11 protein-coding genes are annotated in these 24343 nt (G+C 74.7%); 8 read left to right on the top strand and 3 right to left on the bottom strand.

Features of this window, described 5'->3' with window-relative positions:
• Nucleotides 1–57 precede the first annotated feature (57 nt).
• The 4 genes from AC07GB_RS27905 (at nt 58) to AC07GB_RS27890 (ending at nt 2434) form a co-directional block, all read left to right on the top strand.
• Nucleotides 58–570, top strand: a complete 513-nt coding sequence (locus AC07GB_RS27905) for an Asp23/Gls24 family envelope stress response protein (RefSeq protein ID WP_478850105.1) — start codon at nt 58–60, stop codon at nt 568–570.
• Nucleotides 571–663: 93 nt separating this feature from the next.
• Nucleotides 664–849, top strand: a complete 186-nt coding sequence (locus tag AC07GB_RS27900; RefSeq protein ID WP_478850103.1) for a hypothetical protein — start codon at nt 664–666, stop codon at nt 847–849.
• Nucleotides 846–1826 carry a DUF6286 domain-containing protein gene (locus AC07GB_RS27895; protein WP_478850101.1) on the top strand — a complete coding sequence of 327 codons (981 nt, stop codon included), beginning with the start codon at nt 846–848 and terminating at the stop codon, nt 1824–1826. Before AC07GB_RS27900 ends, AC07GB_RS27895 begins: the two co-directional genes overlap by 4 nt.
• Nucleotides 1823–2434: a hypothetical protein gene (locus AC07GB_RS27890; protein WP_478850099.1), complete on the top strand. Its 612-nt coding sequence runs from the start codon at nt 1823–1825 to the stop codon at nt 2432–2434. Before AC07GB_RS27895 ends, AC07GB_RS27890 begins: the two co-directional genes overlap by 4 nt.
• Nucleotides 2435–2447: 13 nt before the next feature.
• Here AC07GB_RS27890 and AC07GB_RS27885 read toward each other — a convergent pair whose 3' ends face one another.
• From AC07GB_RS27885 to AC07GB_RS27875, 3 genes are all read right to left on the bottom strand, one after another.
• Nucleotides 2448–3833 (bottom strand): cryptochrome/photolyase family protein, encoded by a 1386-nt coding sequence (locus tag AC07GB_RS27885; RefSeq protein WP_478850097.1) that lies wholly within the window; start codon nt 3831–3833, stop codon nt 2448–2450.
• A 43-nt stretch (nt 3834–3876) separates the two neighbouring features.
• The gene (locus tag AC07GB_RS27880) at nt 3877–5451 is read right to left on the bottom strand and encodes an SDR family oxidoreductase (protein ID WP_478850095.1); all 1575 of its coding nucleotides are present in this window, start codon (nt 5449–5451) and stop codon (nt 3877–3879) included.
• A 146-nt stretch (nt 5452–5597) separates the two neighbouring features.
• The gene (locus AC07GB_RS27875) at nt 5598–6629 is read right to left on the bottom strand and encodes a MerR family transcriptional regulator (RefSeq protein WP_478850094.1); all 1032 of its coding nucleotides are present in this window, start codon (nt 6627–6629) and stop codon (nt 5598–5600) included.
• A gap of 162 nt (nt 6630–6791) precedes the next feature.
• Here AC07GB_RS27875 and AC07GB_RS27870 point away from each other — a divergent pair, with 162 nt between their 5' ends.
• The 4 genes from AC07GB_RS27870 to AC07GB_RS27855 all read left to right on the top strand — a co-directional run.
• Nucleotides 6792–7481 (top strand): RNA polymerase sigma factor, encoded by a 690-nt coding sequence (locus tag AC07GB_RS27870; RefSeq protein WP_478850092.1) that lies wholly within the window; start codon nt 6792–6794, stop codon nt 7479–7481.
• Nucleotides 7482–8920: 1439 nt separating this feature from the next.
• Entirely contained in the window at nt 8921–10141 is a 1221-nt protein-coding gene (locus AC07GB_RS27865) for a cytochrome P450 (protein ID WP_478850090.1), read from the top strand.
• Between the two features lie 89 nt (nt 10142–10230).
• Nucleotides 10231–11580 carry a serine hydrolase domain-containing protein gene (locus AC07GB_RS27860; RefSeq protein WP_478850088.1) on the top strand — a complete coding sequence of 450 codons (1350 nt, stop codon included), beginning with the start codon at nt 10231–10233 and terminating at the stop codon, nt 11578–11580.
• A 102-nt stretch (nt 11581–11682) separates the two neighbouring features.
• Nucleotides 11683–24343: amino acid adenylation domain-containing protein (locus AC07GB_RS27855; RefSeq protein ID WP_478850086.1), on the top strand; the 12661-nt coding region annotated here is incomplete at its 3' end.

Here is a 24343-nt window from a genome sequence, read left to right as displayed (position 1 = left end):
ACGGGTCAGAGCAGAGGAAGGCACCTGAGGCCGCACCGTGAGACGAGGAGATGCCCCATGGCGACACAAGAGCTGGCGGCGAAGGCGAACACGCCCCAGACCGCGGAGAACACCGGTGGCCCCCGGCAGAACGCGCCGGGCGCCACCACACTGACCGGCCGCACCGGAGCCGACGAGCCCGCGGCCACGCGCGGCAGGACGTCCATCGCCGACGTGGTCGTGGTCAAGATCGCGGGCATGGCCACGCGGGAGGTCCCCGGCGTGTACGACATGGGCGGCGGTCTGTCCCGCGCCATCGGCGCCGTCCGCGACCGCGTCCCCGGCGGCCGCTCGAACGTGGGGCGCGGCGTGAAGGTGGAGGTCGGCGAGCGGCAGACCGCCATCGACCTGGACGTCGTCGTCGAGTACGGCGTACCGATCACGGACGTCGCCCACGAAGTGCGTGAGAACGTCATCGCCGCCGTGGAGCGCATCACCGGCCTGGAGGTCGTCGAGGTCAACGTCGCCGTGAACGACGTGCACCTGCCGGAGGACGACAACGCCGACACCGGCCCGGCGCGCGTGGAGTGAGCGCCCGCGCGGCGCGGCCCCACCCGCTCCTCGGGTGCCGCGCCGCGCGCCCACCGGTCGTGACGTCCGTTCCCCCTGACACAGAGGTGCGTCGTGAGTAGAGCCCTAGTGGGTTTGATCGTGGGCATGGCCCTGGGATTCGCCGGCTGGTTCGGCGGCTTCGGGGCCTTCGTGCTGGTGGCCGCACTCGGCGCGGTGGGCTTCGTGGCGGGGCGGCTCGTGGACGACGGCATCGGCCTGCACGAGTTCCTCACCCGGCGCGGCCCGGAGCGTCGATGACCACGCCCGCACGCCCGCCGGCACCCCGCACGCCCGCCGCGCGGCGGGGCACGACCACCGTCGCCGACCGCGCGGTCCGCCGTGTCGCCCAGCGCGCCGCGGCGGAGACACCGATCCCCGGAGGAGTACGTGCCGACGGCGGCTCGGCCGCCGTGCGCGGCCCGGGCGCCCGCGTCGGGGTCACCGTGGCGCTGCCGTACCCGGGCGGCCTCGACGCGTCGGGCCTGGCGGTGCAGCGGCACGTCACCGCGCGCACCGCCGAACTCACCGGCCTGACCGTGCCACCCGTCAGCGTGCACGTCGGAGCCCTGGACCGGCGAAAGCCGGGCCCCGAGGAGGCGGCGGCCCCGCCCGCCACCCCGGTCGAGCGAGGCCCGCACCGCGCGCACCGGGCCCGGCGGCCCCGGTCCCCACGCCGCCTGCCCGTCGCCCTGGGCGCCCTCGCCGGCACGGCCGGGTGCGCGGTGCTGCTGTACGACGTGGTGGCGGTGCACGCGGCCGGGCGCGCGCCGGCCGCGTGGCGGGTCCGCCTCGTCGAGTGGCTGACCGCGCACGGGCCCGACGGCGGCACGGTCACCGGCCTCGCGGCGGCCGGGACCACCGTGCTCGGCCTGTGGATGGTCGTCCTGGCCGTCACCCCGGGCCGCCGCGCGCGCTTGCCGATGGCGCCGCCCGACGCGGACACGCACGCCGACCTCCCCCGGGGCGCGGTCGCCGCGCTGCTGCGGGAGGCCGTCGCCGCGCTGCCCGCGGTCAGCCGGGTCCGGGTGCGGGTCGGCCGCCGACGGGCGCGGGTGCGCGCGGAACTGACCTTCGGGGACCGGCGGAGCGCCGTACAGGCGGTGACGCAGGCGGTGGAGGACGTCCTGGACGGGTGCGGCCTCGCCCGGCCCCCGCGCCCGCGCGTCCGGCTGCGGTCCGGGCCGTCCGGGCCGGGCGCCCCGGCTGTCGGCGCGGAGGGAGGGGCGCCCGAATGAGAGGCCTGCGCGGCACCGCAAACAGGGCGGTCCTCCTGATGACCGGCACCCTCGCCGTGCTCGGCGGCGCGGCCCTCGCCTCGACGACCGACGCCGTGCGGCAGCGGCTGCCCACGGGCTCGCCGCGCCTGGACCCGGGCCGCGTGTGGCTGGACCAAGCCGCCCTGGACCGGTGGCGGGCGCACGGCTGGTGGGCCGCCGCCGTGATCGCCGCGCTCGCGCTCGGGGCCCTCGCCTTCGGGGCCTGGGCGGCGTACGAGACACGGGCGGGCCGGCTGCGGCGCCTGCCCCTGGGCCTCCGGGGGACCGGCGGTCGCGTCGAGCACGGCGACATCACGCTGTCCGGCACAGCCCTCGCGGCGGCGATCGCGGAGCGGGCCCGGTCCACGCCCGGCGTCGACCGGGCCCGGGTACGCCTCCTCGGCCGCCCGCGGAGCCTGCGCGCACACGTCACGGTGACGCTCGCGCCCGGCGCCACCCCGGCGGCGGTGCTCCAGCGGCTCACACGCGGCCCGATGGCCGAGGCGCGGAAGGCCACGGCGCCCCGGCACCTCCGCACCGAGATCCACTTCGAGGTACGCCGCCACGCCACGCGCCGACTGCGCTGAAGCACCGGCGCCGCTACGGCTGTTTGCCCCGGGCCTGCCGGAAGCGGTCGAGTCCGTAGGAAAGCTCCACGACCGGGTCGGGGTAGTCGAGAGCCGCGCGGTCCGGGCCGGGCAGCTTCCACAGCTCGTGCACCAACGGGGCCTCGACACCGGCGAGTTCGGGCACCCACCGATGTACGTACGCAGCCTTCGGGTCGTACTTCTTGGCTTGGGTGACCGGGTTGAGCACCCGGTTGGGACGGGTGTCGGTGCCGGTGCCCGCCATCCACTGCCAGTTGAGCTGATTGTTGGCCACGTCCCCGTCCACCAGCCAGTGCAGGAAGTGCTCGGCGCCCACCCGCCAGTCGACGTAGAGCGTCTTGGCCAGGAAGCTGGCGGTGAGCAGCCGGGCCCGGTTGTGCATCCAGCCCTCGTGGCGCAGCTGCCGCATGGCCGCGTCGATGAGCGGGTAACCGGTGCGGCCCTCGCGCCAGGCCGCGATGTCGTCGGCGGCGGTGCGCTCCGTGCGCCAGCGGTCGCGCTTGGTGCGGTAGTCGGCGTGGGCGGCGTCCGGCCGCGCGGCGAGGACCTGGCGGTGGAAGTCACGCCAGGCCAGCTGCCGCACGAAGGCCTCGGCGCCCGGACCGCCGTGGCGGCGGGCGCGCCGCACCAGCTCCACCGGGGACAAGGTGCCGAAGTGCAGATGCGGCGAGAAGCGCGACGTGGCGTCGGCGGCCAGGTCGTCGTGGGTGTCCTCGTAGGCGTCCAGGCCACGGCGCCAGTACGCGGTCACCCGGCTGCGGGCCTCGCTCTCCCCGCCCGGTGGCAGCGCCGGTGACACCGCTCCGCTCCCGCCGCGCGGGGCCGCCTTCTCCACCCTCTCCCCACTCACCTCGTCGGGCACGGACACCCGGCGCGGCGCGGTGAAGGCCGGGCGCAGCGGCACCCGCGTCCACTGCCGGTAGTACGGGGTGAACACGGCGAAGTGATCGGACGAGGCCGGGGTCACCGTGCCCGGCGGCACGGTGACGGTGACCGCGTCGTGCACGAACAGCCTGCGGCCCGCCGCCTCCAGGGCCGAGCGCAGCCGCTCCTCCCGGCGCGCGGCGAACCGGGTGTGCCCGGCCGACATGTGCACCTCGTCGGCGTCCGCCTCGGTCACCACCCGGCACACCTCCTCCGCCAGGTCACCGGAGCGCACCACGAGCCGGCCGCCCCGCTCGCGGAGCCCGGAGTCCAGATCGGCCAGGCAGTCGTCGAGGAAGGCGGTGCGGTTGGGCGCGGCGAACCCGGTCGCCTCGACCGCGCGGTCCCGTACGAAGAGCGGTACGACGGCGTCCGCCGCGTCCAGGGCCGCCCGCAGCGGTGGATGGTCGGTCAGGCGCAGGTCGGAGGTGAACAGGACGACCGAGACGTGCATGGGTGTCAGCTTCCTTCGGTGGGCGGCGAGCCGCTACGGACGCTCAGGGCTTCCGCCGGACGCGGCCGCGCGGATGCGGTGGCGTGGCCTCCGCCTCCGGTGACGCCGCGCGCTCGGCCGCGCGGACGATGTTGCGGGCCATGCCGCCGAATACGACCGCGTGGAAGGGCGACACGCTCCACCAGTACAGCTGGCCGAGCAGGCCGTGCGGATGGAACAGGGCCCGCTGCCGGTAGCGCACGCCCCCGGACCCGTCGTCGTCCACCCGCAGCTCCAGCCAGGCGAGGCCCGGCAGGCGCATCTCGGCGCGCAGCCGGAGCAGCCGCCCGCGTTCGATCTCCTCGACCCGCCAGAAGTCCAGCGAGTCGCCCACCCTGAGCCGCCGCGCGTCCCGGCGGCCCCGGCGCAGGCCGACGCCGCCCGCCAGCCGGTCGAGCCAGCCGCGCACCGCCCACGCCAGCGGGAAGGAGTACCAGCCGTGCACCCCGCCGATGCCCTCGATGACGTCCCACAGCACCTGTGGCGCGACCTCGGTCCCGCGCTCGCGTACGTCGGTGTAGAGGCTGCCGCCCGCCCAGTCGGGGTCGGTGGGCAGCGGGTCGCTGGGGGCGCCGGGCACGGACGCCGACGACCAGCGGGTGGTGACCTCGGCCTCACGGACCCGGTGCAGCGCGAGGGCGACGGCGCGGTCGAAGCCGATGGGGTGGTCGGGCGGCTCGGGCACGTACCGTGCGATGTCGTTCTCGCCGCACACCACTTCGTGCCGCAGCGACTCCGTCAACGGGCGGGCGATCCGGGTCGGCACGGGCGTCACCAGACCCACCCAGTGGCTGGAGAGACCGGGGGTCAAGAAGGGGACGGGCAGGATGAGACGCCGGGGCAGACCGGCGATCACGGTGTACCGCCGCATCATGTCGAGGTACGTCAGGACCTCAGGCCCGCCGATGTCGAAGGTGCGGTTCACCTCAGCGGGCAGGCCGACGCAGCCGACGAGCAACCGCAGGACGTCGCGTACGGCGACCGGCTGGATCCGGGTGTGCACCCAGCGCGGGGTGACCATCACCGGCAGCCGCTCGGAGAGGTAGCGCAGCATCTCGAAACTGGCCGAGCCGGACCCGATGATCACGGCGGCACGCAGCACGGCCGTCGGCACGCCCGAGTCGAGCAGGACGCGGCCGACCTCCGCCCGGGAACGCAGGTGCGGCGACAGCTCCCGCTCGGGCACCCCCTCGGGCGTAAGGCCGCCGAGGTAGACGATCCGGCCGACACCTGCCCGGCGGGCCTGCTCGCCGAAGACACCGGCCGCGCGCCGGTCGGTCTCCTCGAAACCCCGCCCGGTACCGAGGGAGTGCACCAGGTAATAGGCCACGTCGACGCCGCGCATGGCCTCCGCGACCGCCGCGGGGTCCGTGACGTCTCCCCGCACCACCTGTACGCGGCCGGCCCACGGGTGATCACGCAGTTTCCCCGGGGTACGCGCCAGACAACGCACCCGGTGGCCCGCGTCGAGCAGCTCCGGCACCAGCCGACCCCCGATGTAACCGCTCGCCCCGGTCACCAGGCACGTCAGGCCGGCGCCCGCCCGGGACCCGGTCGGTGTGGTGTCGTCGTCACTCATCGTGGCTCCCGCCGCTCGCCTGCTCGCTGTCCGTCGTCCCGCAGCACGCCCGTCATCACCTCTACGGTGCGAGCGAACCGGACGGATGCGCCCGGTGCGGGGGCCTACGCGGGTGACGTCCGCGACGGCGGCGGCCGCGGCGGAGGTCAGGCGTCCGCCGGGTGCGCTCCCGCGGGCGGTGGGCCCAGGAGGTCGCCGTACAAGCCGCTGAGCGTGGTCGTGGCGTCCACCAGGCTGTGGCAGCGCACGAGCCCCGGCACCGCTCTGCCCGCCCAGCCGGGGCCCGCGGTGAGGACCACCGGGCTGCGCCGTGCGCCCTTCACCCCCCATTCCATGCCGGTGAGGTGCTGGGCCAGCGGGACGCTGGCCGTCGAGCGCGCCTGGGACCACAGCACCACGGCCACCGGGCCGATGCGGCGCACCGAAGCGAGCAGCGCCTCCACGGGAACGGCGGCGCCGAACATGCGCGTGGGCACGCCCCGTTCCCCCAGGGCGGAGTGGAGCGCCTCCAGCGGCAGGGTGTGCTGCTCGTCCGGCACGCAGGCCAGCAGCACGGGGGCGGCGTCGACGGGGGGCCCGGCCGGGACGAGCAGGGGAACGCTGCGCAGGGTGGTCGAGATGTGCCACGACAGCAGGTGCTCGACCTCCACGTAACGGTCGCCGGACGACGCCCACTTCCGGCCCACGGCCCGCAGCGTGGGCACCATGACCTCGTCCCAGGTGACCGCCAGCCCGTGGTCCCTCACCAGGGCGTTCAGGCGGCCCTGCACCTCCGGCGCGTCGAGGCGCACCGCCGCGCGGGCCAGGCCCCTGGACTCCTGCCGCACGTCCCCGAGCGGCAGCCCGCCCCCGGCGCGGTCACCGCGCACGGAAACCGACGCGACCGCCGCGGGCCCTCCGGCCGGGCCGCAGTCGCGTTCCTTGGCGAGCCGGGCCGCCTCCGCCGGTGGCACCCCCGTGGCGGTGAGCCGGCACATGTCCTCGACCATGGCGACGTCCTGGCGGCTCCACCTGCGGTGCCGGCCGTCCGCACGCAGGGCGGGACCGAGGCCGTAACGCCGGTCCCAGGACCGCAGGGTGGTGGGCGAAACGCCCAGCCGCCGTGCGAGCGCCCCGGTCGTCACCGCGGCGCCGGCGTCGTCGTCCCTGTCCCGCTCCTGCTGCTGTTCGTCGGCCACGCGGCCACCATACGACGCAGAAACGATGCATGTTGCTCCACTCGACGCGGCCTGCGGACGATGGGGCTCCGGTCGCACCCCGAGGTTGGGCCTCGCGCCGCCGGTCGGCCGCGCCGGCCGCTCGTCGCGCAGCCGCAGCCCCCTGCCCAAGGAGCCGCAGCCATGCCCGCCACCCGAACCGCCCGACGGATGCCCGCCGCCCACGGCACGCGAGGACCGGGCGCGGCAGCACCACAGCCGTCGGGTGCCCGGCGCTCGGACCCGTATCGGGCCGCGGGGCAGCCGAGCGACGAGGACATCGCCCGGAGCTTCGCAGCAGGCGAGGAGGACGGCCTCGCCGCCGCCCTCCACCGCTGGGGGCCCCTGGTCCACGCGCTCGGCCGGCGGGCGCTCGGCGACGCGCGCGAGGCCGAGGACGTCACACAGCAGGTGTTCCTGGCCGCTTGGCGGGCGCGTGCCACCTACGCGGTCGGCAGAGGCTCGTTCCCCGGATGGCTCGTCGGCATCACGCGCCACAAGGTCGCCGATGCCTTGGCGGCCCGTACGCGCCGGATGGACCTCGTCCACCTCGCGGCGACGGTGCCTCCCGCACGTGAGGGCCGCAGCGGCGACCTCCCCGATGCCGTGCTGGACCGCGTCATGATCGGCCACGAGGTGAACCGTCTGTCACCGGCCCAGCGGCGCGTGCTCAGGCTGGCGTTCTACGAGGACCTCACGCAGCCCCAGATCGCCGTGGTCACGGGCTGGCCGCTCGGGACGGTGAAGAGCCACGCGCGCCGGGGCCTTGAGCAACTGCGCCGCCAACTGCGGGAGAGCGGTGTGATGGAGGCGGCGGGGGAGAGGGCGGGCTGACTCCACGAGGGCTGTCACGGGAGCGCGGCGGCTGTCACGGGAACGCGGCGGCTGTCACGGGAACGCGGCGGCTGTCACGGGAACGCGGCGGCTGCCTCGGGGCGGGGCGGCCGTCGCGGGGCCGGTGCCCGCTAAAGCTTGCTCGCATCTGTCCGTACCGAGGCGTCCTACGGGTGCCTGCGCGTGCTTACGCGTACCCGTGCGTTTCAAACGGACGTACTGCTTCCCCGCCGTGGGCTGTCCCCCTCGCCATGGTCGCCGAGGCCGCTCCTTTGGACGTTACGCCCCTGTCGTCATGGGTTATGCCGAAGTCGCCGCGATCACCGAGAACGGATCTTCTTCCGTCGTGTGCATACCTCAAGCATTGGCCAAGGCATTGGCCGTTAACCCGACATTCGCCGTTAACCGGAGAGAATTCCACGGAGATGCAGAAGGAAAGAAGTTTCTGCTGGAAGCGTGGGCCCGCGCACAATGCGTGACCGTGCGCCCCTGTGCGCCCCCGATGGAATTCGGCCACCCCTGAGCCTTGGCCATAGGAGGCCCCTCGCGGCCGGACATCCCCGATCGGGCCATGTCCCGGGATGGAGAGCAAGTGGGCGAGGAGGGTGCGAATTCGGTCAGCATCTTCCATGGCGATCGTCGCTCACGTCGGGAGATCAGGGGCTGTGCCTGGTGGGAGCCCTTACTGGCCTGAAGCGGACCGACAGGAGGTGGCGATTTCTGTGGTTGGGTGTTTGGCCATGGGGCGGTGGGGCACACGCGTGGCGGCGGTCCGTACCGGATTGTTGAGACGTGAACGACACCGTCCAAAAGCTACTCGACGGTTACGCAAAACAGACGGCGGAAGCACCCTTCGTTCAACTTCTGGGGGTTGCTATCGAGTGACCCACCGTGAAGACTGTGGCGAGGGTGCTCTGAATATGCGTGGTGCAAAGCACAGGACCGCATCCGTGGGATGCGTGCACGTTCTCGTCCGCAGCTGGGAGTCCCGCCTTCGCGGGCCCGCGCCACCGATTCGCACGAGCATGGGGAAATCTCGCGCAACAGTCGCGAGGATCGTTTCACTGGGGGATGAGTGATGTCGGCTTGGTTCGCACAACAGGTGCCGCCCTTCGCCGAAGGGCGGACGGAAAGCCGAAGTGCGATGGGGCGGACGTGTTGACTCAGGCCAAGCGGCCCCGGTGACGGTGGACGGCAGGCGTGCGGGTCGGTGAGCACACCGCCCGTCGCTAGGGCCTGCCCGCCCTCCGCGACGGACGCTCCATCGGCCTGCCCGCACGCCGCAGTCACCTCGCGGGCCCTTCGGCCCGCGCTGTGGCACGCAGCCCGCGCGGGGCCGCGACGGCCCCGCCCCGCGTGCCGGAGACGACTCAGCCCGAGCGACCACCCCACCCCCTGCTTTCGTCGTGCCCGCGCATCCCCCCACCCAAGGGAGAGAAGTGACCAGCAATTCGACCAGCAGCTCACCGGCACAGGGCCCCTTACTGTTCGACACGCTGACCGAACAGTGGCAGTCCCTGCGCGAGGCAGGGCCGGTGCACCACGACGAGGCGCAGGGGGTGTGGCACGTCGTAAACCACGAAGGGGTTGCCGCCGTGCTCGCCGACCCCGCGACGTACTCCTCGGACATGACCCCGATCGCCCCCTCCCAGGAGGACTTCGAGGCCTTCAGACAGGGCAACTTCGTCGGCATGGACCCGCCCGAGCACCGCAAGTTCCGCACCCTGGTGAGCCAGGCGTTCACCCCGCGCGTGGTGCACGGGCTCGAACCGCGCATCGAGGCCGTGTGCGCCCGCCTCCTCGACGCCGTCGCGGACCGCGACCGGATCGACATGGTCGACGCCCTGGCCTACCCCCTGCCGATCATCGTGATCGCCGAACTCCTCGGCATCCCCGCCGAGGACCACCCGCTGTTCCAGGAGTGGGCGGCCACCCTCTTCGGTGGCGACCAGCTCAGCGAGTCGCCCGACATGGCCGACCTGGAGCGCGCCCTCGAGGCCATCGCCCCGACCGTGCGCGAGATGAACAGCTATGTCCTGGACCACATCCGCCGCCGCCGCGCCGCACCCGGCGACGACCTCATCAGCAAGCTCATCGCCGCCGAAGTGGACGGCGTCCGCATGGAGGACCAGGAGATGGTCGGGTTCGTCGCCCTCCTCCTCGTGGCCGGACACATCACCACCACCGCCCTCCTCGGCAACGCCCTGGTCGCCTTCGACCGCAACCCCGGCACGCTCACCGCCCTGCGCGCCGACCCCGCACGGCTGCCCGACGCCATCGAGGAAGTCCTGCGCTGGCTGCCGCCCTTCCCCGAGCTGGGCCGCCGCGTCACCCGGCCCGTGGCCATCGGCGGCCACGAACTGCCCACCGACAGCCTGGTGATGGCCCACCTCGGCGCCGCCAACCGCGACCCCGACCGCTTCACCAAGCCGGATGTCCTCGACGTGACCCGCAGCCCCAACCCCCATCTGACCTTCGGCCACGGCATCCACTTCTGCTTCGGCGCGCCCCTGGCCCGCCTGGAGGCCCGCATCGCCCTGCGGATGCTGCTCGACCGCTTCCGCGACCTCTCCGTCTCCTCCTACGGCGACGTCACGTACCAGAACCCGGCCGTCCTCGTCGGTGTCCGCCACCTGCCGGTCGACGTCGTCAGACCGTAAGTCCCCGCGCCCCCCCACGTCCGGCCCGGAGCCCGCCGGTCGGCGCGCGCCACCCGCCCTGAGCCACTGCTAACGGGAGCCACCTCGTCATGCCGTACACCACCGCCGCCACGATCATCGAGCGGTCGCCGTCCCGCCTACGCGAAGCGCTGCAGGATCGTCTCGACGCACTCGCGCGCACCCACCGGGTCCCCGGCGCCCACCTCGCCGTGGACACCGGAACGGACGTGGTCAGCGTCCACACCGGCACCGCCGACGCCACCACCGGCACGCTGTTCACCGCGGACACGGCCGTCCCCCTGGGATCCGTCACCAAGGTCTACACCGCCGCCGCCGTGATGCTCCTCGCCGACGACGGCGACCTGGAGCCCGACGACCCCGCGAGTTCGTTCTTGCCCGAGCTACGCGCGTTACCTGAGGTAACGATACGCCACCTGCTCAGCCACACCGCGGGCCTGCCCACGGGACCCGACTCGGACACCGCCGCGGGCCTCACCGCCGCGCGCTATCTGTCAGGGGTCTGCGCCGCCAAGGACACGCTGTTCGCGCCCGGCGCCGGATTCTCCTACTCCAACGCCGGCTACGTCGCCGCCGGGCGGCTTATCGAGTCCGTCACCGGCATGACCTGGCAGGAAGCCGTCCGTGCCCTGCTCCTGGAGCCGCTGGGCACCACGGCCGCCTACCTCGGCGAGCCGGCCACACCCCGCGCGCTCGCCGCCGGCCACGCCCTGAACACCGCGACCGGCCACCTCCGCCCCGCCCGGCAGAACCTCGCCCCCGTCGAGGCACCGGCCGGCGCCCTGCTGGCCAGTGCCCTGGACCTGGCGGCGCTCGGGAGATCGCTGATAGGCCGGTCCGCTGTGCTGCCGCCCACCGTCGCGGCGCTCATGCGGACCCCCGTACCGGGCGCAGACCCGGGAGTCCTCGCGGACGCCTGGGGCCTGGGCGTCGCGCTGTTCAAGGAGGACGGCCGCTGGTGGTGCGGCCACGACGGGAACGCCCAGGGCACATCCTGCCACCTGCGGGCCGAGCCCGACAGCGGCGTGGTCGTCGCCTTCACCGGCAACTCCGGCGGCGCCACCGCCCTCTGGCAGGACCTCGCCGACGACCTCACCCGGCTCACCGGCGTGCGCGTGCCGACCGCTCCGGCACCCGCGCGACGAGGCGAGCCCGTCGCCCTCCCCGAGTGCGCCGGAACCTACCGCAACGGCGCGCTCGAATACCTCATCACCCTCGACGTCGACGGCTCCCCCGTGCTGTCCGTTGACGGCGACCTTCCGCTGCCCCTCGTCTGCTACGCCGACCTCACGTGCGACCTGGTAGATCCGACCACCGGGCGCCGCGAGCCCGGTGGCCGCTTCCACCGCGACGCCCTCACGGGCACCGTCGACCGCGTGCAGATCTCGGGCCGCACCGCCCGCCGCACCAGCACCTCCTGAGCACACCCCGCTCCGGCGTGAGCACGCCCCGGCCCCACCCCGCCGGGAAGTCCCCGTGCCCGCGCGCACCCGCACCGTCCCCGCCCCGAAGGACATCCCCCCATGACGGACCTGCATGACAAGCCCACCCCGGCGACCTCCCTGCCGCCGGCCGACCACGCCGCCGCGGGCCACGGCGGAAGCGGGAGCTGCGGTGCACACCCGCACCCGTCGCTCGGTGAGCTGTTCGCCGCATGGGTGGCCCGCACACCCGAGGCACCCGCGGTGACCGACGGCCGACGGACCTGGTCCTACCGGGAGTTGGCGGAGCGGGCCGACCGCCTCGCCGCCGACCTCCTGCGGCGCGGGGCCGGACCGGGCCGCACGGTGGCCCTCGTGCTGCCGCGTTCGATGGAACTGATCGCAGCAGAGATCGCCGTGACACGTGCTAGTGCCGCCTTCCTGCCCGTGGACCCGGGCTACCCCGCCGAGCGCCGCGCGCTGATGCTGGCCGACGCCGCGCCCGCCGTGGTCCTCGACGACCTGGCCCGGGTCCGCGCCGTCCTCGACGACCAGGCCGGCCCTGTGCCCGACCGGCGGCCGGAGCCGGTCGGCGCCGACCACGCGGCGTACGTCATCTACACCTCAGGCTCCACCGGCACACCCAAGGGCGTGACCGTCACCCACCGGGGCATCGCGGGCTTCAGCCGCGGCTGCGCCGAGCAGTACGCCGTGCGGCCCGGTGACCGCGTCCTGCAGTTCTCCTCGCCCAGCTTCGACGCCGCCGTCCTCGAACTGTGCAGCTCCGTCCTGTCCGGCGCCACCCTGGTGGTGCCGCCGCACGGACCCTGGCTCGGCGACGAACTCGCCGCCGTCCTGGAAGAGCACCGCATCACCCACGCCCTGATCCCGCCCGCCGCCCTCGCCACCCTGCCCGACCCGGCGCGCGGCGCCACCGGACGCCATCTGAGCACGCTGATCGTGGGCGCCGAGGCCTGCCCGCCCGCCCTCGTCGACCGCTGGGCGCCCGGCCGCCGGATGATCAACTCCTACGGGCCCACCGAAGCCACGGTCGTCGCCTCCTGGACCGGCCCCCTGACCGCGGGCAGCGGCGCGCCGAGCATCGGCACCCCCCTGCCCGGCGCCCAGGCGCACGTCCTCGACGCGGCGATGCGCCCCGTCGCGCCCGGCGCCGACGGCGAGTTGTACGTGGGCGGGGACGGCGTGGCCCGCGGCTACCACGGCCGCCCCGGCCTGACCGCCACCCGCTTCGTCGCCAGCCCCTTCGGACCGCCCGGCGCCCGGCTCTACCGCACCGGCGACCGCGCCCGCCAAAACGCCGACGGGGAGCTGGAGTTCCTCGGCCGCGTCGACCGCCAGGTCAAGGTGCGCGGCTTCCGCATCGAACCCGGCGAGATCGAGGCGGCACTCCTTCGCCACCCCGGCGTGCGCGAAGCCGTCGTCGTGGTGCGCGAGGACGACCCGGGCCGGCGACGGCTCGTCGGCTACGTCACGCCCACCGACGCCGCCCTGCCCCCGGAGCCCGTGGCGCTGCGCGCGGCGACGGCCGCCGCGCTGCCCGCGCACATGGTCCCCGCCGCCGTCGTCGTCCTGGGCGAACTCCCCCTCACCAGCCACCACAAGGTCGACCACGACGCCTTACCCGCCCCCGTCCGCGAGGCCGCCGCCGGCTTCGTCCAGCCGCGTACCCCGCAGGAAGAGGTACTGGCCGCCATCTGGGCGGACGTCCTCGGAGTCGACGCCGTCGGCGCCGACGACGACTTCTTCGACCTGGGCGGCGACTCCGTCCTCGCCGCCCGTACGCTGTCACGGATCACCGAGGACCTGGGCGTACGCCTCGCGGTGCGCGACGTGTTCACCGCCCGGACCGTCGCCGCGCTCGCCCCGCTCCTCGGCGACCCCTCCGCCGCCGCGACGGCCGAGCCGATACCCCCCGCTCCGCGCGACCAGCCGCTGCCCCTGTCCAGCGCGCAGCAGCGGCTGTGGTTCCTGGACGACCTCTCCGACGGCGGCACGGAGTACAACACCGGCGTGGCGCTGCGGCTGCGCGGAGACCTGGACGGCGCCGCCCTGCGCCGCGCCCTCGACCGGCTCGCCGCCCGCCACGACGCGCTGCGCACCACGTTCGCCACGGTGGCCGGACAGGGCGTGCAGCGCGTCAAGGCCGAGGCCGAACTGCCCCTGCGTACGGCCGACGTGGCACACGTACCCGCCGCACGGCGCGCCGAGGTCGCCGAACGGCTGCTCACCGAGGAACTCGGCCGCCCCTTCGACCTGACGACGGGACCGCTCACCCGGGCCCTCCTGATCCGCGTCACCGAAGGCGAGCACCTGCTGCTCCTCGCCCAGCACCACATCGTCACCGACGGCTGGTCGGTGGGCCTCCTCACCCGCGAACTGGCCGCGCTCTACCACGCGGAGGCCACCGGAGCGCCCGACGGCCTGCCCGCCCCCGCCGTGCAGTACCCGGACTTTGCCGTGTGGGAGCGGCGGCAGCGCTCCTCCGGCGCCGACAGCGAGGACCTCGCGTACTGGAAGCGGCATCTGACGGGCATGCAGCAGCTGGACCTGCCCACCGACCGGCCCCGGCCGCCGGTGCGCACCACCGCGGGCGCCGCGCACCGCCACCCGCTCCCGGCGGACCTCGTCGAGCGGCTGCGGCACCTCGCCGCGGACCGCGGCACCACCGTGTTCACCCTGTTCACCGCGGCGGCGGCCGTGCTGTTCTCCCGGTACTCCGGTCAGCGGGACGTGGCCTTCGGCACCGTCACCAACGGACGCGGACGCCGCGACCTGGAGGACGTGACCGGCTTCTTCGCCAACACCGTGGTGCTGCGCGAGGAAGTCGACGACACCACCACCGTCGGCCGGTTCGTGGAGCGCGTGCGCGCGACCGTCCTGGACGCCTTCGCGCACGACGGGGTGCCCTTCGACCGCGTCGTCGAGGAACTGGCCCCGCCCCGCGACCCCAGCCGCACGCCGCTGGTGCAGGTGCTCGTGGTCCAGCAGACGGCACCGGCCCACCCGCCCCGGGTCGGCGCGGTGCGCGTCGAGGAGCACCCGCTGCCGCGCCCGGCCTCCCGCTTCGACCTGGTCCTGGAGTTCGCGCCGCGCCCGGACGGCGGCCGTGAGCTGACCGTCGAGTTCAACACCGACCTGTTCGACGTGGACACGGTCGCCCGGATGAGCCGCCATCTGCACCGACTCCTCCAGGACATGGCGGACGGCCCCCACCGCACGCTCGCCGAGCTGCCCCTGCTCCTGGAGGACGAGCAGAGCACCCTGCTGGAGACCTGGAACCCACCCGCGCGCACCGGGCACGACGACCCCGGCAGCACGCTGCCGGCGCTCTTCGAGGCACAGGTCGCCCGCACCCCCGACCGGACCGCCGTGGCCTGCGGCACCACGCGCCTGGACTACGCCGAGGTGAACCGGCGCGCCGACCGCGTCGCCCGGCAGCTCGTCGCCCGCGGCGCCGGCCCCGAGACACTGGTCGCCCTGTGCCTGCCGCGCACCGCCGACCTGGTCCCGGCCCTGTGGGGCGTCCTGAAGTCCGGCGCCGGCTATCTGCCTGTGGACCCCGGCTACCCCGCCGAGCGCATCCGCTTCATGCTCGCCGACGCCGACCCCGCCCTCGTCGTCGCCGCCCGTGAGACCGCCGACGCACTGCCCGCGGACTGCGCGCCGCTACTCCTGGAGGACTGCCTCGCCGACGCCGCGGACCTCCCCGAGGACACCGGCCCGGCACGGCCGCTCCTGCCCGACCACCCCGCGTACGTCATCTACACCTCGGGGTCGACCGGCCGTCCCAAGGGCGTGGTGGTCGCCCACCGCAGCGTGGCCGCGCTCGCCGCGTGGGTGGAGGAGCGGTTCGGACCCGAGCGGCTCGCCCATGTGATCGCCTCGACCTCACTCAACTTCGACGTGTCGGTGTTCGAGTTGATCTGCCCCCTCCTCGCGGGCGGCAGCGTCGAGGTGGTCGCGGACCTCGCGGCCCTCGCCGAGGCCCCCGACCTGCGCAGCGCCGGGCTCGTCAGCGGCGTGCCGTCCGTGATCGCCCGCCTCCTCACCGAAGGCGGCGCGGCCATCGCCTCGGACACGTTCGTCCTGGCCGGTGAGGCCCTGCCCGCGCAGACCGTACGCGATCTGCGGCGGGCCATGCCGTTCTGCGAAGTCGCCAACATCTACGGCCCGACCGAGGCCACGGTCTACGCCACCGCCTGGTTCGCCGACGACACCGAGCCCGACCAGGCCCCGCCGATCGGCAGGCCGGTGGCGCGCACCCGCGCCTACGTCCTCGACCACCTGCTGCGCCCGCAGCCCCCGGGCGTCACCGGCGAGCTGTACCTGGGCGGCGGCGGCCTCGCACGCGGCTATCTGCGCCGCCCGGGCCTGACCGCGACCCGCTTCCTCGCCGACCCCTTCGGCGCGCCCGGGGACCGCATGTACCGCACCGGTGACCTGGTGCGCTGGACCCAGGCGGGCGAACTGGAGTACCTGGGCCGCACCGACCAGCAGGTCAAGGTGCGCGGCTTCCGCATCGAACTCGGCGAGGTCGAGGAGGCCCTGCTGCGCTGCGCGGGTGTGGCCCAGGCGGCCGCCGCCGCCCGCGACAGCGAAGGACACCGGCGCCTGGTCGGCTACGTCGTCCCCGCCCCGGGCCGGCGCGTCGACCCGGACGCGGTGCGCCGGGAACTCGCCCGCGCCCTGCCCGACTACCTGGTCCCCGCCGTCGTCGTCGGTCTGAGCGCGCTGCCCCTGAACCCCAACGGCAAGCTGGACCGCGACCGGCTCCCCGACCCCGGGCCCGCCGGGCGCACCGCCCGCCACGTGCCGCCGCGCACACCCACCGAGCGGACGCTCGCCCAGATCTGGGCGGACGTCCTGCACGTGGAGCGGGTCGGCGCGGACGACAACTTCTTCGCGCTCGGCGGCGACTCCATCCTGAGCATCCAAGTGGTCGCCCAGGCCCGCCAGGCTGGCCTGACGGTCACGTCCCGGGACGTCTACCGCCACCAGACGGTGGCCGACCTCGCCCGCCGCGCGGACGCCGCGGAAAGCCACAGGCCCACCACCCCGGCCCCGGTGGCCGCCACCGGTCCTGCGCCGCTGACGCCCATCCAGCACTGGCTGTTCGACAGCGCCGCCGACCGGGCCCGCCACTTCGCCCAGACCCTGTCGGCGGAGCTGTACGAGGCGGTCGACGCGGCGGCCCTGGAAGACGCCCTCAACGACCTCGTGGCCCACCACGACGCGCTGCGGTCCCACTTCGCGACCGAGGGTGCCGCTGGTGCCGACGGCATGGGCCCCGGTGTCCGGTGGCACATCGACGAACGGGCCCCGCGCCTGCGTCTGGCGCGCCACACAGGTCCCGACACCGACGCGCCGCACCTGGGCCCCTTCGACCTGCGCGACGGCCCGCTGCTGCGCGCCGTCCTGCACGAGCGCGGCGCGGGGCTCAGGCCCGTCCTGCACCTGGCCGTCCACCACCTCGTGGTCGACGGCGTCTCCTGGCGCGTCCTGCTCGAAGACCTCGACCGGGCCTACCGCGCCCGCCGCGAGGGCCGCGACGCGGCGACGGCGCTGCCCGCCAAGTCCACGCCGCTGCGCCACTGGGCACAGCGCCTGAGCACGCACGCGGCCGACGGCGGCTTCGGCGACGAGACGGCGTACTGGCAGCAGGCCCTCGCGGGCGCCGAGGCGGCCCTGCCGACCGACGCGTCGGGCGCCAACACCTACGCCTCGGCCCGCTCGGTGACCGTACGCCTCACCGCCGAAGACACCGCCGCCCTGCTGCGCACGCTCCCCGACACCTACCGCACCCGGGTCAACGACGTGCTCCTGAGCGCCCTCGGGCACGTGCTGTGCGCGTGGACCGGCCACGAGCGGGTCCTGGTGGACGTCGAAGGGCACGGACGCGAGGAGCTGTTCCCCGACGTCGACATCAGCCGGACCGTGGGCTGGTTCACCACCCGCCACCCCGTCGCGCTCGCCGTCCCGCCGGACGCCGACTGGGACGCCGTCCTGAAGCAGGTCAAGGAACAGCTGCGCGCGGTGCCCCGGCACGGCCTGGGGCACGACGCCCTGCGCTGTCTGACCGGGCCCGGCGCGGCATCCACGGCGCCTACCGCGCAGGTCAGCTTCAACTACCTGGGCCGCTTCGGGCTCCCGGGCGCGCCGGACGGCCTGTACGGCGGACCGTTCCGCCCTCTCGAACTGGACGCCGATCCGCTGTCCGCGCGCCCGCACCCCCTGGAGGTCGTGGGCCACCTCGACGGTGACGTACTGGAGTTCACCTGGTTCTACTCCGACGCGCTGCACCGGGAGGCGACCGTCGCCGCCCTGGCCGCGCGGTTCGCGGACGCGCTCGCCGGGATCGCCCGGCACGCGGCACGGCCCGGCACCGGCGGCCGCACCCCGTCGGACTTCCCGCTGGCGCGGCTCGATCAGGCGGCCGTGGACCGCGTCGTGGGGGACGACCCCGCCGCGGTCGAGGACGTCCACGCGCTCACGCCCACCCAGGCCGGGATGCTCTTCCACGGCCTGTCGCAGGACAACCAGAGCGTGTACTTCCAGCAGGTGTCGTTCGTCCTCGACGGTGTCCCCGACCTCGCCGCCCTCGCCAACGCCTGGCAGCACGTGACGGACCGCACCCCGGTGCTCCGGTCCCGCGCGGTCTGGCAGGACGTGCCCGAACCGCTCCTCGTGGTGCTACGTCACGCGTCCGTACCGGTCACGCACCTGGACTGGCGCGAGGCGACCGACGAGGAGCGGCACGCCGCGCTGCGGGACCTGCTCGACCGGGACCGCGAGCGCGGCGTCGACCTGGCTCACGCCCCGCTCCAGCGCCTGGCCCTCGCCCGGCTCTCCGACACCTCCGTGCGCGTGGTGTGGTCCTTCCACCACCTGATCCTGGACGGCTGGAGCCTGTTCCAGGTCCTGTCCGACGTGTTCGCCCGCCACGCCCGGCCGCACGGCTCCGACGACGGGAGCGACCCGCTGCCCGTGCGGCGCCCCTTCGCCGACTACGTGGCCTGGCTGCGCGAGCGTGACGAGGACCGGGCCGAACGGCACTGGCGCGACCGCCTCGCGGGCCTCGGCGATGCCACCGCGCTGCCCTACGACCGCGAGCCGCGCGAGGCCCACCGCGCCGAGTCCACCGAGGCGGTCCGCGTCACCGTGCCCCAGGCCACGACGCGAGCCCTGGAGGACCTGGCCAGAACGGCGGGCCTGACCCTGAACACCCTGGTCCAGGGCGCCTGGGCGCTGCTCCTGAGCCGTCAGGCGGGCCGCGACGAGGTCGTCTTCGGCACCACCGTCTCCGGGCGCCCGCCCGAGCTGCCGGGCGCCGAGTCCATGACCGGTCTGTTCATCACGACCCTGCCCACCCGGGCCGTCGTGCCCCGCGACGGAACCCTCGTCGACTGGCTGGGCGCCCTCCAGTACGACCAGAGCGAGGACCGCCGCTTCGACCACCTGCCGCTCACGCGGATGAAGGCTCTCACCGAACTCCCCGAGCAGGCCGCCCTGTTCGACAGCATCGTCGTCTTCGAGAACTACCCCGTCGACGACGACCTCGCCGCCGCCCACGGGCTGCGCCTGAGCGAACTCGACGGCATCGAGACCACCAACTACCCCCTCAGCCTGGTGGCCTACCCCGGCGCGGAACTCGGCCTGCGCCTCGGCTACGACCCCGCCCTGTTCGACGCCGGCACCGTCGCGCGGATGGCCGAGTACCTCACCGTCCTGTTCGACGGCATCGCCGCAGGACCCGAGTGCCCGCCCGCGCGGCTGCCCCTGCTGACGCCCGACCGCCGCCGTCAGGTCGTCGACGAGTGGAACGACACCGCCACCGACATCCCCGAGGCGACGGTCGCGGACCTGTGGACGGCCCAGGCGCGGCGCACGCCCGACGCCCTCGCTCTCGACGCAGGCGCCGAGCTGCTCACCTACCACGACCTGGACGTCCGGGCCCGCGCGCTCGCCGCCCGGCTCACCGCCCACGGCGTCACGGCCGAAGTGCCCGTCGGCGTCCTCATGGACCGCTCGGCCGGACTGGTCGTCGCCCAGCTCGCGCTCGCCCTCACCGGCGGCGTCTACGTCCCCCTGGACGGCCGGGCGCCGAGCGAGCGGCTGCGCCGCATGCTCACCGACGTACGCGCCGAACTGGTCCTGACCGACGCCGCATGGGAGCGGACGGCGCGGGACGTGCTGCCCGACGGGACCGTGCTGCGGCCCGACCACGAGCCGGAGCGGGCCGCGCCCGGCACTCCCGCCGCCCCGGCCGCGCACCCCGACTCCGTCCAGTACGTGATGTTCACCTCCGGCTCCACCGGCACCCCCAAGGGCGTCGCGGTGCGCCACCGGGACGTCGCCGCCCTCGCGTTCGACCGGGCCTTCGACGGCCACGACCGCGTCCTCCTGCACTCGCCGCACGCCTTCGACGCCTCCACGTACGAGCTGTGGGTGCCCCTGCTGCGCGGCGGAACGGCCGTCCTCGCCCCGCCCGGGGACGTCGACGCCACCGTCGTCCGGAGCGCGATCACCGAGCGCGGCGTGCGGTTCCTGTGGCTCACCGCAGGGCTTTTCCGCCTCCTCGCCCAGGAGGACCCCGCCTGCCTGCGCGGCGCGCGGGAGGTGTGGACCGGGGGCGAGGCCGTGCCCGGCGCCGTGGTGCGCCGCGTCCTCGACGCCTGCCCCGACCTCACCGTCGTCGACGGCTACGGCCCCACCGAGACCACCACCTTCGCGACCCGGCGCCCCTACCGCGCCGGTGACCCGCTGCCCCCGGTGCTGCCCATCGGGCGCCCGCTCGACAACACGCGTGTGTACGTCCTCGACGCCTCGCTCCAGCCCCAACCACCGGGCATTCCCGGCGAGTTGTACGTCGCTGGGGCCGGGCTCGCCCGTGGGTACGCCGGGCAGCCGGGGGCGACGGCCGCCCGCTATGTGGCCGACCCGTTCGGGCCGCCCGGCGGCCGCATGTACCGCACCGGCGACATCGTCCGCTTCGGCGGCGACGGCGAACTCCACTTCGTGGGGCGCGCGGACGACCAGGTCAAGCTGCGCGGATTCCGCGTCGAGCCCGCCGAGATCGAGGCCCGGCTCACCGCGCACGCGGGCGTCGCCGAGGCCGTCGTGTCCGTGTGCGAGCATGCCGGGCGCAAGCGCCTGGCCGCCCACTTCGTGCCCGCTCGGGGGACGAGCGCGCCGACGGCTGGTGACCTGCGGGCCCACGTGGCCGCCGAGCTGCCCGACTACATGGTGCCCGCCGCCTTCGTCACCGTGCCGGAGCTGCCGCTGACCGCCAACGGCAAGGTGGACCGGGGCAGGCTGCCCGCGCCGGACTGGTCCGCGGCGGGCGACACCGCCTACCGCCCGCCCCGCACCGAGGCCGAGCGTGTGCTCTGCGACATCTGGGCGGACCTCCTGGGCGTGGACCGCGTCGGCGTGGACGACCACTTCTTCATGCTGGGCGGCGACTCGATCCTCAGCATCCAGGTCGTCTCCCGCGCCCGCGCCGCCGGGCTCGGGCTCACCCCGCGCGACCTGTTCCGTCACCCCACCGTCGCCGCGCTGGCCGCCGCCACCGGCACGGCCACGTCCGTCGCCGGCACCGGGCCCGTGACCGGCGAGGTCCCGCTCACACCCATCCAGCACTGGTTCCTCGACCCGGGACCGAGCCGCCCCGAGGTCTTCGACCAGTGCCTGGTCGTCGAGACGGGCGACGACGTCGACGCGGACGCCCTGCGCCGCGCCCTCGCCGCCCTGTGGTCCCACCACGACGCCCTGCGCGCCCGGTTCGCCCGGTCCGCCCGGGACGGGGACGGTTCCTGGCGGCAGCACTGCCCCGGCCCGGACGAGCCGGCCCCGGACCTCCTGGAGGTCCGCGACCTGAGCGGCCTGGACCCCGAAGCGGCCGGTGCCGCCGAGGCCCGCGCCACCGCCGAGGCGCACGCCGCGTTCCGCCTCGCCACCGGCCCCCTGCTGGCCGCCCGCCTGTTCACCGGCGCGCGACCGCGCCTGCTCCTGACCGTCCATCACCTGGTGGTCGACGGCGTGTCCTGGCGCATCCTCCTGGAGGACCTGGACACCGCCTACCAGCAGGCGCGGGTCGGTGAACCGGTACGCCTCCCGGAGCGCACCACGTCCGTCCAGGAGTGGGCCCGGCGCCTGCGCGCGCACACCGCGTCCGGCGGCTTCACCGACCAGCGCGCCCACTGGGAGGAGGTGGCACGGCACTGCGCCGCGCCGCTTCCCCTGGACACCGACACCGACACTGGTACCGCACCGGTCGCCACCACCATGGCCGACGTGCGCGCGGTCACCGTACGCCTGGACCGGCAGCGCACCGACGAGCTGCTGCGCAAGGTGCCCGGCGCCTACCGCACCCGCATCGACGACGTCCTGCTCACCGCTCTCGGACGTACCATCGCCGATTGGATCGAACGTTCTACCGTCGCGGTCGGTCTGGAAGGGCACGGCCGCGAGGACCAGCTCTTCGACGACATCGACCTGTCCCGCACGGTCGGCTGGTTCACCAGTCTGTACCCCGTCGCCCTGGACGTGCCAGCCGCGGACTGGGGGACCGCCCTGAAGTCCGTCAAGGAACAGCTGAGGGCGGTGCCGGACCGGGGAATCGGCCATGGAGCGCTGACGTATCTCGCCGGGGACGAACGGCTGACCGGCCTGCCGACGCCCGCGATCAGCTTCAACTACCTGGGCCGGTTCGACTGGTCGGCCGACCACGAAGGGGCACTGGTGCGCGGCGTCCCCGGCGGCCTCGACGGCGCCGACGCGCCCGACGCGGCGCGCCCGCACCTGCTCGACGTGATCGCCCGCGTCGAAGGCGGAGAGCTGGAGATCACCTGGCACTACAGCCACACCCTGCACCACGAGGAGACCGTCGCGGGCCTCGCGGGCGGCATGCTGCGGGCGCTCCGCGAGATCGTCGCCCACTGCTGCCGCGAGGACGCCGGGGGCCGGACGCCCTCGGACTTCCCGCTGGCCCGCGTGGACCAGGCGGCCCTGGACCGCGTCGCGGGCGACGGCCGGGCGCTCGCCGACCTGTACCCGCTGACGCCGATGCAGGCGGGCATGCTGTTCCACAGCCTGATGGACCCCGACGCGCGGACGTACGTCAATCAGGTCCAGCTCGTCCTGTGCGGGGTCACCGACCCGCAGGTCCTGGCCGAGGCGTGGCAGCGGACCGCCGACGCCAACGCGATGCTGCGCACCCGTCTGGTGTGGCAGGAGACCTCCGAGCCGCTCCAGGCCGTACAGCACCGCGCCACCGTGCCCGTCTCCCACCACGACTGGACCGGCCGGCCCGCCGACTGGTGCGCCGGGGAGATGGACCGGCTCCTCGACGAGGACCGGGACGCCGGGGTCGACCTGGGCGCGGCGCCGCTGATGCGCCTCACCCTGATCCGCCTGGCGCCGGACCGCGTACGAATGGTGTGGACGTTCCACCACATCCTGCTCGACGGGTGGAGCGCGGCCCAGGTCTTCGACGAGGTGTGCGAGCGGTACGCGGCGCTGACCGCGGGGCGCCGCCCGGAGATCGCGGACCGCGCGCCCTTCCGCGACTACCTGGAGTGGCTGTCGCGGCAGGACACGGCGCGGTCGGAGCGGTACTGGCGCGAGACCCTCGCCGGGTTCTCCGCCCCCACCGAACTCCCCAGGGACCGGCGGCCCGCCGAGGCGCACCGCACGTCGTCATCGGGGACCGTCGGCGCCGCGCTCGACGCCGGGACGTCGGCGCGGCTGCGGGAGACCGCGCAGCGTGCCGGACTGACTGTCAACACCATGGTGCAGGGCGCCTGGGCGCTGCTCCTGTCGCGGCACGGCGGCGGGGACGACGTCGTGTTCGGCACCACCGTCTCGGGGCGCCCCGCCGAACTGCCCGGAGTGACCTCGATGGTGGGGGTGTTCATCAACACCCTTCCCACCCGGGTACGGGTCGACGGCGGTCGCGGCCTGCTGGAGTGGCTGCGCGCGTTGCAGGCCGCGCAGTCGGAGTCCCGCAGGCACGACTTCGTCTCCCTGGCGCAGCTCCAGACCTGGAGTGAGGTGCCCGGCGGCACGAACCTGTTCGACAGCATCGTGGTCTTCGAGAACTACCCGTTCGACGAGGGCGCCCTGGCCCGGCACGGCCTGGCCATCGAGCAGGAACGCGACGTGGAGCCGACCAACTACCCGCTGAACGTGGTGGTCGCCCCCGGGGACATCCTCTCGGTCATCCTGGACTACGACCCCGGCCACTTCGAGGAGGCGACCGCGCGTTCCCTCGCGGCGCGGCTGCTGCACACGCTGAGCCTCCTGGCCGACGCGTCGGACGACACCCGCTTGGACGCGGTGGACGTCTTGGAGCCGGAGGAGCGCGCACGGCTGCTGCGGGGGTCCGCGCGCCCCGAACTGCCCCCGATCGCCCCCGAGGTGCTACCTGCCCTGGTAGAGGCCGCGGTGGACCGCACGCCCGCGGCGACGGCGCTGGTCGGACCGGGCCAGGCCCTGTCCTTCGCCGAAGCCGAGGTGCGCGCGAACCGAGTGGCGCACGGATTGATCGCCCGGGGTGTGGGCCCGGGGGACCTGGTGGCCCTGGTGCTGCCGCGCTCGGTGGAGATGGTCCTGGCGCAGCTGGGTGTGGCCAAGGCGGGCGCGGCCTTCGTGCCGGTGGATCCGGGGTATCCGGCGGAGCGGGTGGCGTTGATGCTGCGGGATGCGGCGCCGGTGGTGACGCTCGATGCGGATCAGGTCGCGG

It is taken from the genome of Streptomyces sp. NPDC045778, from assembly GCF_056431945.1.
The sequence above is the reverse complement of the archived record's forward strand: the minus strand, read 5'-3'. Positions and strand labels throughout refer to the sequence as shown.